The 12,584-nt window shown below is 71.0% G+C and carries 9 protein-coding genes; 4 read left to right on the top strand and 5 right to left on the bottom strand.

Annotated elements, in window-relative coordinates:
- Nucleotides 1-50 precede the first annotated feature (50 nt).
- The 5 genes from CWC38_RS08630 to CWC38_RS08610 all read right to left on the bottom strand — a co-directional run bounded on the left by CWC38_RS08630 (nt 51) and on the right by CWC38_RS08610 (nt 6,688).
- Nucleotides 51-779 carry a ubiquinone/menaquinone biosynthesis methyltransferase gene (locus tag CWC38_RS08630; RefSeq protein WP_240625179.1) on the bottom strand — a complete coding sequence of 243 codons (729 nt, stop codon included), beginning with the start codon at nt 777-779 and terminating at the stop codon, nt 51-53.
- Nucleotides 779-2,578, bottom strand: coding sequence for an RNA polymerase sigma factor (locus CWC38_RS08625; protein WP_121846362.1), 1,800 nt, complete (start codon nt 2,576-2,578; stop codon nt 779-781). Before CWC38_RS08625 ends, CWC38_RS08630 begins: the two co-directional genes overlap by 1 nt.
- Nucleotides 2,579-2,781: 203 nt before the next feature.
- The gene (locus tag CWC38_RS08620) at nt 2,782-4,200 is read right to left on the bottom strand and encodes a DUF4192 family protein (protein WP_121846360.1); all 1,419 of its coding nucleotides are present in this window, start codon (nt 4,198-4,200) and stop codon (nt 2,782-2,784) included.
- A 200-nt stretch (nt 4,201-4,400) separates the two neighbouring features.
- Nucleotides 4,401-5,696 (bottom strand): MFS transporter, encoded by a 1,296-nt coding sequence (locus CWC38_RS08615; RefSeq protein WP_121846359.1) that lies wholly within the window; start codon nt 5,694-5,696, stop codon nt 4,401-4,403.
- A gap of 62 nt (nt 5,697-5,758) precedes the next feature.
- Nucleotides 5,759-6,688: a proteasome assembly chaperone family protein gene (locus CWC38_RS08610; RefSeq protein ID WP_121846358.1), complete on the bottom strand. Its 930-nt coding sequence runs from the start codon at nt 6,686-6,688 to the stop codon at nt 5,759-5,761.
- Nucleotides 6,689-6,888: 200 nt separating this feature from the next.
- Between CWC38_RS08610 and CWC38_RS08605 the strand changes: the two genes are divergently transcribed.
- The 4 genes from CWC38_RS08605 to CWC38_RS08590 all read left to right on the top strand — a co-directional run bounded on the left by CWC38_RS08605 (nt 6,889) and on the right by CWC38_RS08590 (nt 12,396).
- A complete protein-coding gene (locus tag CWC38_RS08605; RefSeq protein ID WP_121846357.1) occupies nt 6,889-8,424 on the top strand; it encodes a leucyl aminopeptidase in 1,536 nt (511 codons plus the stop codon).
- Nucleotides 8,425-8,595: 171 nt separating this feature from the next.
- Nucleotides 8,596-9,963 carry a dihydrolipoyl dehydrogenase gene (lpdA, locus tag CWC38_RS08600; protein ID WP_121846356.1) on the top strand — a complete coding sequence of 456 codons (1,368 nt, stop codon included), beginning with the start codon at nt 8,596-8,598 and terminating at the stop codon, nt 9,961-9,963.
- A 116-nt stretch (nt 9,964-10,079) separates the two neighbouring features.
- On the top strand, nt 10,080-11,873 hold the full coding sequence (sucB, locus tag CWC38_RS08595; RefSeq protein WP_121846355.1) for a 2-oxoglutarate dehydrogenase, E2 component, dihydrolipoamide succinyltransferase: 1,794 nt from the start codon (nt 10,080-10,082) through the stop codon (nt 11,871-11,873).
- 175 nt (nt 11,874-12,048) lie between these two features.
- Nucleotides 12,049-12,396 carry a hypothetical protein gene (locus CWC38_RS08590; RefSeq protein ID WP_121846361.1) on the top strand — a complete coding sequence of 116 codons (348 nt, stop codon included), beginning with the start codon at nt 12,049-12,051 and terminating at the stop codon, nt 12,394-12,396.
- Nucleotides 12,397-12,584: the final 188 nt, after the last annotated feature.

Genomic DNA, 12,584 nt, shown 5'->3' with positions numbered 1-12,584 from the left:
GTGGTGGACTGCGTGGCGTCGACTCCTGACGGAACCCGCTCCCGCCGTCGTCAGCCCACCTCGGGCCTGCGACCCCACAGGATCACGTTGGTCCCCAGGTACTTCGTCTCGTACCCCACGTCCTGGAAGCCGGCCTGGGCCATGAGACGGGCGACCTCCACCGGCGGGATGAAGCCCAGTGTGGAGTCCTTGAGGTAGCCGTACGCGTCCCGGTCGTGCGCGACGACCCGGCCCAGCAGCGGCAGCACCACGCTCATCCCCGCGGACAGCGCGAGCCTGAGCAGCCCGCGCGGCGGCGCGGTCTCCAGCACCACCACCCGCCCGCCGGGACGCAGCACGCGGAACTGCTCCGCGAGCACCCGGGGAATATCACTGACGTTGCGCAGCAGGTAGCCGTGCGTCACCGCGTCGAAGGACTCGTCCGGGTAGCCCAGGTGGTGCGCGTCCGCGAACTCCCACGTGACGGTCTCCGCGCCCGGTTTCTGCCGCGCGCTGTCGAGCATCGCCTCGGAGAAGTCCACGGCCACGATCTCGGCACGCGGTTCACGACGCCGCGCCGCGAGCGCGATCACGCCCGTGCCGGTGGCGATGTCCAGCAGCCGCTGTCCCGGACCCACCGCGGCCCGTCGTGCGACCTCGCGGCACCACGCCGCGTGCCGCCCGAGCGTCATGAGCGTGTTGATCCGGTCGTAGGACGCGTTGATGCGGTTGAAGATCCCCTGCACCCGGGAGTCGCGCTCTGTCATCCGGTGGGCCTCCGCCTGCTCTCGGGTGCTCATCAGTCCAGGTAGTCCCGCAGCACCTGCGAGCGGGAGGGGTGGCGGAGCTTGGACATGGTCTTGGACTCTATCTGGCGGATCCGCTCACGGGTGACTCCGTAGACCTTCCCGATCTCGTCCAGGGTCTTGGGCTGGCCGTCGGTGAGCCCGAAGCGCATGGCCACCACACCGGCCTCCCGCTCCGACAGGGTGTCCAGCACGGAGTGCAGCTGCTCCTGCAGCAGCGTGAAGGACACGGCGTCCGCGGGCACCACGGCCTCGGAGTCCTCGATGAGGTCTCCGAACTCGGAGTCGCCGTCCTCGCCGAGCGGGGTGTGGAGGGAGATGGGCTCGCGCCCGTACTTCTGGACCTCCACGACCTTCTCGGGGGTCATGTCCAGCTCGTTGGCCAGCTCCTCCGGGGTGGGTTCGCGGCCCAGGTCCTGGAGCATCTGGCGCTGCACGCGGGCCAGCTTGTTGATGACCTCCACCATGTGCACCGGGATGCGGATGGTGCGGGCCTGGTCCGCCATGGCGCGGGTGATGGCCTGGCGGATCCACCACGTGGCGTAGGTGGAGAACTTGAAGCCCTTGGTGTAGTCGAACTTCTCCACCGCACGGATCAGGCCCAGGTTGCCCTCCTGGATCAGGTCCAGGAACAGCATGCCGCGGCCCGTGTAGCGCTTGGCCAGTGAGACCACGAGGCGCAGGTTGGCCTCGAGCAGGTGGTTCTTCGCGCGGCGGCCGTCGTGGATCACCCAGCGGTAGGCCCGGCGGGTGTCCGCGTCCATGGAGTCCTGCTCCTCGGCGAACTTGTGCTCCGCGTAGAGGCCCGCCTCGATGCGCAGCGCGAGGTCCACCTCCTGCTCCGCGTTGAGCAGCGCCACCTTGCCGATCTGCTTGAGGTAGTCCTTGACGGGATCCGCGGTGGCGCCGGCGACGACCACCTGCTGGGCGGGGGCGTCGTCGTCGTCGTTGTTGGTGAGCACGAAGCCGCGGGCGCTCTTGTCCTGGCGGCCCTTCATGAGCTGCGCGGACTCCTCGACGGAGGCCTGCGTGGACTCCTGGGCGTCGTCCTCGTCGGTCTCCTCCGTGACGTCCTCGGTGACGACCTCGTCCTCTGCGAGCGCCTCCTCAACGGGGTCCGCCTTCTTGCGGCCCCGGCCGGTGCCGGCGGTCTTGGGAGCGGCCTTCGCCGCCGTCCGGGAGGTGGTCCTGCGCCCGCCCGTGCTCGACGCGGCCTCGCTCTCGGCAGCCGCTGCGGTCTTGGCCGCCGAAGCCTTGGTGGTGCTGGTGGACCTGGTGGCGCTCGTGGACCTGGTGGCGCTCGTGGACTTGGCGGCCGCCGTCTTCTTGGTCGCAGTGCGCTTGGGGGCAGCGGTCTTGCGTGCCGTCGTCTTCTTCGGGGCCGCCGCAGCGGTCTCGCCGGATCCGTCGGCACCGTCCGAGCCGGCCGCCGACGTCGTGGCCGTGCTCTTGGAGGCCGTCGTCTTGGACGCCGTGGTCTTCGAGGCGGCCGCCTGGGGGGCTGCCGTCTTGGACGCGGCACTCCTGGTGGCGGTCCGGGGGGCGGCGGCCGTGGCCGCAGTGCCCTCCGAGGCGGCGGCTGCGGACGTCTTCGCGGCAGTGGTCTTCTTGGCCGCGGTGCTCTTGCGCGCGACCGTCTTCTTGGCGGCGGTGGTCTTCTTGGGAGCCGCCTTCCGCGCGGCACCACTTGTGCTCGCGCCGTCAGAACCGTTCTGCGCGGCGGTCTCGGCGGAGTTCTGCTCCGCAGCGGTGGCCTGCGATGCGGACGCGGTCTTGCTGGCAGCTGGTGACACGGAGAACCTTTCGTTGAACACGTCGTAGGGTGCGCACCACAGCAGTGGCCAACACACCTATGACCCTGTCAAGTCCGGCGAGGTGACACAGACGTCACGCCGGGACTCTGAGGGTCCTACCCGGCGCAACACCAGCGTTGCGAAAAATGTTCCCGGCCGCCCCCACAATCTTTCCCCGGGGAACTCGGCCCCGCTCCGAGCCCTCAGTCATCGGCACCGCGAACCCAGGCGTGCCGCCCGGGCCACGAGGTGCGGGGGTCGGCGCACCACCACGGGACCTGCAGTGCGAGGAGCCGACGCCGCACGTCGCCCACCGCGCAGCGGCCCCGCTCGGGGACCTCGACGTCCCCGAGGTGCTCCGTGAGCAGCCGCACGGCGGTGCGTGCGCGTCCCCGGTACTGCTCGATCTGGGCGAGGACCGCCACCACGGCGGAGAGCTCCACGTCAGCATCCGTGGCCGTTCCAGGGTCCGCGCGCCTGACCGCTCCACGGTTCGTGCCCGTGGCCCCACCCGGGGCCGCACTCATGCCCCGGTGCCCGGAACCACGCCCCCGACGCTGCGCCGGGTGCGCGTCCGCGTGGCGCGCATGCCACAGCAGCCCGTCCAGCACCTGCAGCACACGGTGGGCGCCGTCCACGGAGTCCCAGTGCGGGGGCCCGTCCCACTCACCCGACAGCGCGCAGAGACAGCGCAGTGCCTCCTCCACCACGGGTGCCTCCGGTTCGGCGCTCCCACCCGCCCCGTCCGTGAGTCGGGACAGCGCCGCACGCATTCCCTCCAGAGCCGTCAGCGCTCGTTCGGGACTCCCGCTCAGCCACGCGTAGAGCAGTGCGTCCCTCAGGAGGTCGTCCTGCAGCGCCACCAGCAGGTCACCCAGCTCGGCATCCGAGAGGCCCAGCACCGCGTCCACCCAGTGCTCCCGGTCTGCGCACACCCGCTCCACCGCGAGGGTCCATGCGTCCCACCCCGCCGGAGGGGACGACAGCGTGCCCACCGCGGGCGCGCCGTGGCCACCGGCACGGACCCGCGAACCTCCCACGGGCCTCTCCCCGTCCCGCGGCGTCGGCGTGCCCCGCCCCCGCAGCAGCCGTGCGCCACGCTCCTCGAGCCGGGCGCGCCACCGAGGCTCGTCCCTCAGGGCCACGGGCTCGACGGCACTGCCACCGGCCACGAGTTCCGCGTTGACGGGGCTGTCCCTGATGGCGTCCACGGGCACGCCCCGTTCCGGTTCCGCGCTGTCCCACCAGTGCGTGGAACCCACCACGAGGATGCGCAGCGCATCGAGTCCCAGGTGCTCCACCAGGGTCTCCCAGAGCTCGGGTGCCCCGGAGGCGCACGGGACGTCCGCGGCGGGCTCGTGGTCCGAGTAGACGACGACCACCACGTCCCCGCAGTGCGGCACCCGCAGGGTGGCCTCCAGCAGGTCGTCCAGGACGGCCCCGAGGTCCATCTCGGGCGTGGGGGTGTCCATGCTCACGCACAGGGCTCGACCATCGGCCGTGGGGAAGAACAGCACGGACGTATTCCGGGGTGCGTGGCCCACGAGGTGGGGAATCAGTGCCAGCAGATCGGCGGCGTCGCGCACGCGGAGGGTCGGGCGGGAGTCAGGTGTCACGGTCATGCGGCCACCGTGCCCCGCCCCAGGAGGCCAGACGACACCCTGCCCCCTTCCCGTGGAGAGGCCCCCGGGGACGAGCATCGGAGCAGCGCCTGTGCAGGTCGTCCGCCGTGGGCCCACAGCTCACCCGGGATGGCCCGGTCGCCTTTCCCGGATCCGATCCGCGCGTGCACGCCACCAGCAGTGGCGGGGGTGCGGGGCTCCTAGACGGAGTCCGCGCCGTGCAGGCGGCGCACCGCGGCGGTGCCCCGCAGGATGGCGAGGGTGCCCACGAGGGCCACGATCCCCTGGGCGGCGATCGCGGGACGGAACGCCTCGCCGTCGTAGAGGGACGGCGAGAGTCCCGCCCCGTGGAGCAGGTCCAGCACCAGCCCGGTCACGTAGATGGCGAGCAGCGAGGCCGCGAACCCGCCCACGTTCGCGAGCCCCGTGGCCGTTCCGCCGACACCCGGCGGGCTGAACGTGCGCACGATGTCGAAGGCGATCATGGACGCGGGGAGGGACAGGGCGATCAGGCACGCCCCCGCGTACACCACGGGCACCGGGGCGTGGCCTGGCCAGAGCAGCAGCACGGCCCACCCGGACCAGCTCACCAGGCAGCACGTGAGCACCAGGCGGGAGCGGTGGTGGGCGAAGCGTGCGCTCAGCTTGCCGACCAGCGGTGCGACGGCCACGTTGAACACCACGTACACGGTCATCACGGCGGAGGCCTGCGCGGGGTCCATCCCCTGCGCGTTCTGCAGGTACGGGTACGCCCACATCAGCGCAAACGTGTTGCCGGAGAACTGCACCGTGAAGTGCACCCAGAACCCCAGCCGGGTGCCGGGTTCCCGCAGCGCCCGGCCCATGGAGGTGCGCACCGAGGACAGGGAGATGCTGTCCGAGAGCACCCGGGCACCCGGGGGATGGTTGCGCAGCAGTGTCCCGGACAGCACCGCCGCCACCGCCGCAATGCACGCCATCACCAGGAAGGACGGCACCCACCCGGCCGAGTGCAGCAGGGCGGCGAACGGGATCACGGAGAACAGCTGCCCCAGGTTGCCCGTCATGCCCACTGCCTGGGAGAGCATGGGAACCCTGAGCGGGGAGAACCACACGGGCAGCAGGCGCATCACGCACACGAAGGTGGCGGCATCCCCCGCGCCCACCAGGATCCGTCCCACCACACCCTCGGCCACGGACTGCGCGGCCGCGAGCTGCAGCTGGCCCGCCACCATCGCCACGGCGCCCACCGTGATGAGGACGCGTGGGCCGAAGCGGTCCACCAGCACCCCCACGGGAACCTGGAGCGCCGCGTAGACGAGCACCTGCATCATGGAGAAGAGCGAGAGCCCGGACGCGGCGGTCTGGAAGCGGTCCGCCGCTTCCACGGAGGCCACCCCGAAGCTCGTGCGCTGCGCCACGGCGGAGAAGTACGCGAGCATCCCCACCGCCAGGATGAGCCACGCCGTGGGTGAGTCCTTGGACCGGGACGAGGGGGTGGTCACCGGATCGGGCATGCGTCAGGGCCTCCTGCGGGGTTCTCGCGCGGTGACCCGCTGGAGCGCCGCGGCCCGGGGTCCTAGTGCTGGTGGTCGTCCGGGTCGCCCTGCGCGGCGAGGAAGGCCTCCGCCGCCGCGCCGAGGTCGTCGGCGTCGGGCAGATCGGTGTCGTCGGGCCCGGCCAGGATGGAGCGGCGGGCGGACGCGTCCACCACGTCATCGTATCGCCGTTCCATGTTCTCGATGACGGACTGCACCTCGGGCGACGCCCCGGCCTGCTCGTCGATCTGGCGGATCACGTCCCGTGAGGCCTCCCGCAGCTCGTCCGTGGGCAGGGTGCGCCCCGTGACCGCGCTGAGGTACTCGAGCGCGGCCACCGCGGCCTGCGGCAGGTAGGACTCGGCGAGGTACTGGGGGACGTGCACCGACAGGCCCACGTGGTCGATCCCGCCCTCCTGCAGCCTCAGCTCCAGCAGGTGGGACACCGAGGCGCTGACCTCGAACGTGGGCCGTCCGCCCCCGGTGCGGGGCAGCAGGTCCGCCCGGGGGCCGTGGGCGGTCACCAGGATGGGGCGCGTGTGCGGCACGGGCATGGGGATGCCGCCCACCAGGGCCACCAAACTCACCCGCAGTCGCTGCGCGAGTCCCACTACCGCGGAGCTGAAGCGCTCCCACTGGGTGTCCGGCTCCGGCCCGGTGAGCAGCAGGAAGTGGCGGTCCAGCCCGTCAGTGACCAGGTTCAGGGTCAGCTCCGGAGCCTCCCACTCCTCGAAGTGGTCCTCCGCGAACGTCACCCTCGGGCGGCGGGAGCGGTAGTCGTACAGCTGGTCCAGGTCGAACCGCGCCACCGTCTCGCTCGGCATCGAGTCCAGGACCACCGCCTCGATCTGGCCCGCCAAGTGCCCGGCCTCCACGTACCCGGACAGGGCAACGATCATGGGCAGACCGCGCAGCCGCTCGTCACCCAGCAGGGCGGGGTTGCCCAGGTACAGGGCCGTGGGATCCAGCACTTCTCCTCCTCGTGGACGTGCGGCGCCGCGCGCGGAAAACGGGGGTGCGCGTGGTTCGTGAGAGGTGCAACGCACGCGGTGTCACCGGGTATTCCCCGGGGGAACCCACCACGGATGGCTAGGATCGGTGTCACACCGGCGCCCGGCGGCCACCGCCGCCGCGGTCACCACCGCCGCCACACTCGCGAAAGGACACGACAGTGACCACACCGCAGGAGATCCTCACGACCCACGAGGTGCGTCTCGACACCAGCACCAGGCCCCTGGGCGACGCCACGACCGACGCGCTCGTCCTCGGCGTCTCCCACGACGGCGCGCTCGCGGTGCCGAACGACGTCAAGGCGGGCGTGCGGCGTCGGCTGAGCGACCTCGCGGAGCGCGCCCACGCGAGCGGCGCCCCCGACAGCGTGACCGTGGTCCCGGCCCCCGACGACGTCCGCGCCTCCCTCGTGGTCTTCACCGGCCTCGGTCGGGGCGAGGGCGAGGAGCGCGTGGAGAACCTGCGCCGCGCCGCCGGTGCCGCCGCGCGTCGCCTCCAGGGAACGGCAGCCTCCGCGGCCGTGGCACTGCCCATGACCTCGTCCGAGGACGCCCAGGCCGTGGCCGAGGGGATCGGCCTCGGGGCGTTCGAGTACACCGCGCAGAAGTCCCGCACCGCGTCGCAGGACACCCGCCCGCTGGGCTCGGCCACGGTCTGCGTTCCCAAGGCCCTGGGCAAGGACGCCGTGGCGGCCGTCGAGCGCGCGGCGCACGTGGCCCGCGCCGTGCGCCTGACCCGCACGCTCGTGGACCTCTCCCCCGACACCGCCACCCCCGAGTTCGTGGCGGACGTGGCCACCGCGGCCGCGAAGGGCACCCGGGTCAAGGTCGAGGTGCTCGCGGAGAAGGAGCTCGCGCGCGGCTCCTTCGGCGGCCTGCTGGGCGTGGGCCAGGGCTCCGTCAACGGCCCGCGCCTCGTGAAGCTGCGCTGGGCACCCGCCAGGGCCCGCAAGCACGTGGCCCTCGTGGGCAAGGGCATCACCTTCGACTCCGGCGGACTCTCCTTGAAGCCCCCGGCCTCGATGATGACCATGAAGTCGGACATGGCCGGCGCCGCCGCCGTGCTCAGCACCGTCTTCGCCGCGGCCGCCCTCGAGCTGCCCGTGGCCGTGACGGGCTGGCTGTGCCTCGCCGAGAACCTGCCCTCCGGTTCCGCGACCCGCCCCGGCGACGTCCTCACCATGCACAGCGGCCACACCGTCGAGGTGCTCAACACGGACGCCGAGGGCCGCCTCGTGCTCGCGGACGGACTGTGGGCCGCCGGGCAGGAGAACCCGGACCTGCTCGTGGACATCGCCACCCTGACCGGCGCGCAGATGGCCGCACTCGGCGTGCGCACCGCGGGCGTCATGGGCGACGACGCCGCCCGCGACCTCGTGCTCGACGCCGCCGCCAGCGCCGGCGAACCCGCGTGGCCCATGCCCCTGCCGGAGCACCTGCGGCCCTCCCTCGACTCGTTCGTGGCGGACCTGAAGAACATGGGCGACAAGTTCGGCGGCATGCTCGTGGCCGGACTGTTCCTGCGCGAGTTCGTGCCCGAGCACAGCGGCCGCCGCGTGCCGTGGGCCCACATCGACATCGCCGGCCCCTCCTTCAACGAGTCCCAGCCGTGGGGCTACACCCCCAAGGAGGGCACGGGCTTCGGGGTGCGGACCATGCTCGCCCTGACCGCCGCGCAGGCCCGCGAGGCCAAGTAGCCTCCGCACCGTGAGGTGCACCACGTGGCGCGGGTCCACCGGGTTGCAATGCCTGGTGGGCCCCCGCGCGTGGCGTTAGGCTTGATCCCAACCGTGACCGTCCACCCCAGACCCCGGATCGGGCCCCGGGCGGACGTCCGACACCAACACTCGAACCCCGAGGGAGCCAACGTGGCCGACAACCAATACGACATTCTCGTCCTGGGCGGTGGATCCGCTGGATACTCCGCCGCTCTGCGCGCGGTGCAGCTGGGCTTCAGCGTCGCGCTGATCGAGAAGGAGAAGCTGGGCGGCACGTGCCTGCACTGGGGCTGCATCCCCACCAAGGCGTACCTGCACTCGGCGGAGCTCGCCGAGGGCGCCCGCGAGTCGGAGAAGTACGGCATCAAGGCCACCCTGGACTCCATCGACATGAGCGCCGTGCGCGACTACAAGAACAAGATCGTGCAGGGCAAGTACAAGGGCCTGACCGGTCTCATGAAGATGCGCAAGGTGGACGTGGTCGCCGGCAACGGCAAGCTCACCGGGCCCAACACCATCGACGTGGACGGCACCACCTACACCGGCAAGCACATCGTCCTGGCCACCGGCTCCGTCTCCAAGACCATGGGTCTGGAGATCGGCGGCCGCGTGATGACCTCCACCGAGGCGCTGGAGATCGACTTCGTCCCCAAGTCCGCGATCGTGCTGGGCGGCGGCGTGATCGGCTGCGAGTTCGCGTCCATGTGGCGCTCCTTCGGCGTGGACGTCACCGTCATCGAAGGCCTGCCCCACCTCGTGGCCAACGAGGACCCCGCGATCGTCAAAACCCTCGAGCGCGAATTCAAGAAGCGCGGCATCAAGTCCAACCTGGGCACGTTCTTCGAGAAGGTCGAGCAGGACGACAACGGCGCCAAGGTCACCCTCGCGGACGGCAAGGAGTTCGAGGCGGAGATCGTGCTGGTGGCCGTGGGCCGCGGCCCGAACACCGCCGACATGGGCTTCGAGGAGCAGGGCATCCCCATGGACCGCGGCTTCGTGACCCCCAACGAGCGCCTCCACACCGGAGTGGGCAGTATCTACGCGATCGGTGACATCGTTCCCGGTGTGCAGTTGGCCCACCGCGGCTACCAGCAGGGCCGTTTCGTGGCCGAGGAGATCGCCGGGCTGAACCCCGTGGTGGTCCCCGACATCAACGTCCCCAAGGTCACGTTCACCGAGCCGGAGATCGCCTCCGTGGGCTACTCGCAGCCCAAGGCCGAGGAGAAGTTCGGCAAGGACAACGTGGAGACCTTCGAGTACAACCTCGCGGGCAACGGCAAGAGCTCGATCCTGGGCACGGGCGGGCTCATCAAGCTGGTGCGGGAGAAGGACGGCCCCATCGTGGGCTTCCACGCGATCGGCACGCGCATCAGCGAGCAGATCGGCGAGGGCCAGCTCATGGTCAACTGGGAGGCCTACCCCGAGGATGTCGCGGCTTTCGTGCACGCCCACCCCACCCAGAACGAGGCCATCGGCGAGGCCGCGATGGCCCTGGCCGGTTCGCCCCTGCACGGCTGATCCACGGCGCCGGGTGCGCGTCCCGAGGGGCGCGCACCCGGCGCATTCTCCCGGCCCCCGTGGCCCGGGCACGCAGAACACTTTTCACGATCTCTGAGAGAGGGACGGACACGACAATGTCTGAAACCGTTAACCTGCCCGCACTGGGCGAGTCTGTCACCGAAGGAACCGTCACCCGCTGGCTGAAGCAGGTGGGAGACGAGGTGGCTGTGGACGAGCCGTTGCTGGAGGTCTCCACGGACAAGGTCGACACCGAGGTTCCGTCCCCCGTGGCCGGCGTGGTCGAGAAGATCCTGGTGGACGAGGACGAAGACGTCGAGGTCGGCGCCCCTCTCGTGGTGATCGGCGACGGCTCCGGTGACTCCGGTTCCGACGACGCCCAGGACGACGCCGCGGACCAGCAGGACTCCACCGCCGGGCAGGGGTCGTCCGAGCAGGACTCCGAGCCGGAGCAGAAGACCGAGCAGGCCCCGAAGGCCGACACCAAACAGTCCTCGGGCAACTCCGTGGAGGTCACCCTCCCCGCGCTGGGCGAGTCCGTGACCGAGGGCACCGTGACCCGCTGGCTCAAGCAGGTCGGCGAGAGCATCGAGGTGGACGAGCCCCTGCTGGAGGTCTCCACCGACAAGGTCGACACCGAGGTCCCCTCCCCCGTGGCGGGCACCATCCTCGAGATCAAGGTCCAGGAGGACGAGGACGCCGAGGTCGGGCAGGTCCTGGCGATCGTCGGCGACGAGTCCTCCGCAGGCTCCGGTGACTCCGGTTCCGACAACGGCTCCTCCGACCAGTCCGGCGAGTCCAAGGCCGAGAAGGTCGAGGACGCCGCAACGACCGCCGATTCCGGGGAGAACACCGAGCAGGCCGCCGAGGCGAAGACCGAGCAGGCCCCGGAGGCCGACACCAAGCAGTCCTCCCACGAGGGCTCCCAGCCCTCCGGTGGCACCAAGGACGTGGCCGGGTACGTGACGCCCCTGGTGCGCAAGCTGGCCCGCGAGAAGAACGTGGACCTCTCCACCCTCACCGGCACCGGAGTGGGCGGTCGCATCCGCAAGCAGGACGTCCTGGCCGCCGCCGAGAAGGCCGAGAAGTCCACTGCTCCCGCAATCCAGGACACCGGGGCGGACATGGCTCCCGCGGTCTCCACCCAGGGCGCGGGCAAGGCTCCGGCCGCTCCGGCTCCGGACGCCAAGCGCGGCACCACCGAGAAGGCTCCCCGCATCCGCATGACCATTGCCAAGCGCATGCGCGAGTCCCTCGAGGTCTCCGCCCAGCTCACCCAGGTGACCGAGGTGGACATGACCCGAGTGGCCAAGCTGCGGCAGAAGGCCAAGGACCAGTTCCAGCAGCGCGAGGGCGCCAAGCTCACGTTCATGCCCTTCTTCGCGAAGGCCGTGGCCGAGGCGCTGCAGGCCCACCCCGTGCTCAACGCCACGTTCAAGGAGGACTCGAAGGAGATCGTCTACAACTCCTCCGAGGACATCGCGATCGCCGTGGACACCCCCCGTGGTCTCCTGGTGCCCGTGGTGAAGAACGCCGGCGACCTGAACCTGGGCGGGCTCGCCAAGCAGATCGCGGAGCTGGGTGGCGCGGCCAAGGACGGCAGCATCTCCCCGGATGCGCTGACCGGTGGCACGTTCACCATCACGAACATCGGCTCGTTCGGCGCGCTGTTCGACACCCCGATCATCAACCAGCCGCAGGTGGGCATCCTAGGCACCGGTTCCATCGTGAAGCGGCCCATGGTCATCACGGACGCGGACGGCAACGACACCATTGCCATCCGCCACATGTGCTACTTGTCCCTGACCTACGACCACCGCCTGGTGGACGGCGCGGACGCGGGTCGTTTCCTCAGCACGCTGAAGAAGCGCCTGGAGGCGGGCCAGTTCGAGTCCGAGGTGGGTCTCTGAGACCACCCCGCGTCCACGGCCCCGGGACCGGCGAGCAGTCCTCGTGAGCACCGGGGGCCGTGAGCGGTAGGGCAGGCCAGCACAGGGGGCCCGGAGTGTGGAGTGCATCACGCACACCATGCCCCGGGCCCTCGTGCTGCCGGCTCCGGGCCGGGGGCTCGACTACCCTCGAAGCATGACTTTCCTCCTGAATCTCCTCATCTTCCTGCACATCGTGGGCGTGGCCGTGATCGTGGGCACCTGGTTCTACACCATGAAGCGCCCCACCGTGACCGTGGCGCAGTTCTGGGCCGCCGTCCTGATGCTGGTCACAGGACTGGGCATGGTGGGCTACCACGAGATGAACGGCGGCGACATCAACTACGCGAAGATCGGTCTCAAGCTGGTCATCCTGCTGGTGGTGCTCGTGGCCGCGTTCATCGGCATGCGCAAGACCCGGCGTGGCGAGCCGGTCTCCACGGGCCTGGCCCACGCCGTGGGCGGCATGGCGCTCATCAACGCGGCGGTGGCCGTCTTCTGGTGAGCCCCCACCGGGCCACCCACCCGGCACGTTCCTGACGGACCCCGGTGTCCGCCCCGCCGCAGCGCGGGGCGGAAACCGGGGTCCTCTGCCGTCCCGGGCCTGCCGGTCGGAACGGCACCCCCACTCGGCACGCCGACGGGTGGACTCCCCTGGTCACCGACCGTCCGCCACGGGGGTGACATCGGTGA

The sequence above is a fragment of the Kocuria tytonicola genome, from assembly GCF_003687455.1.
GTDB classification, from domain to species: Bacteria; Actinomycetota; Actinomycetes; order Actinomycetales; family Micrococcaceae; genus Kocuria; species Kocuria tytonicola.
The sequence above is the reverse complement of the archived record's forward strand: the minus strand, read 5'-3'. Positions and strand labels throughout refer to the sequence as shown.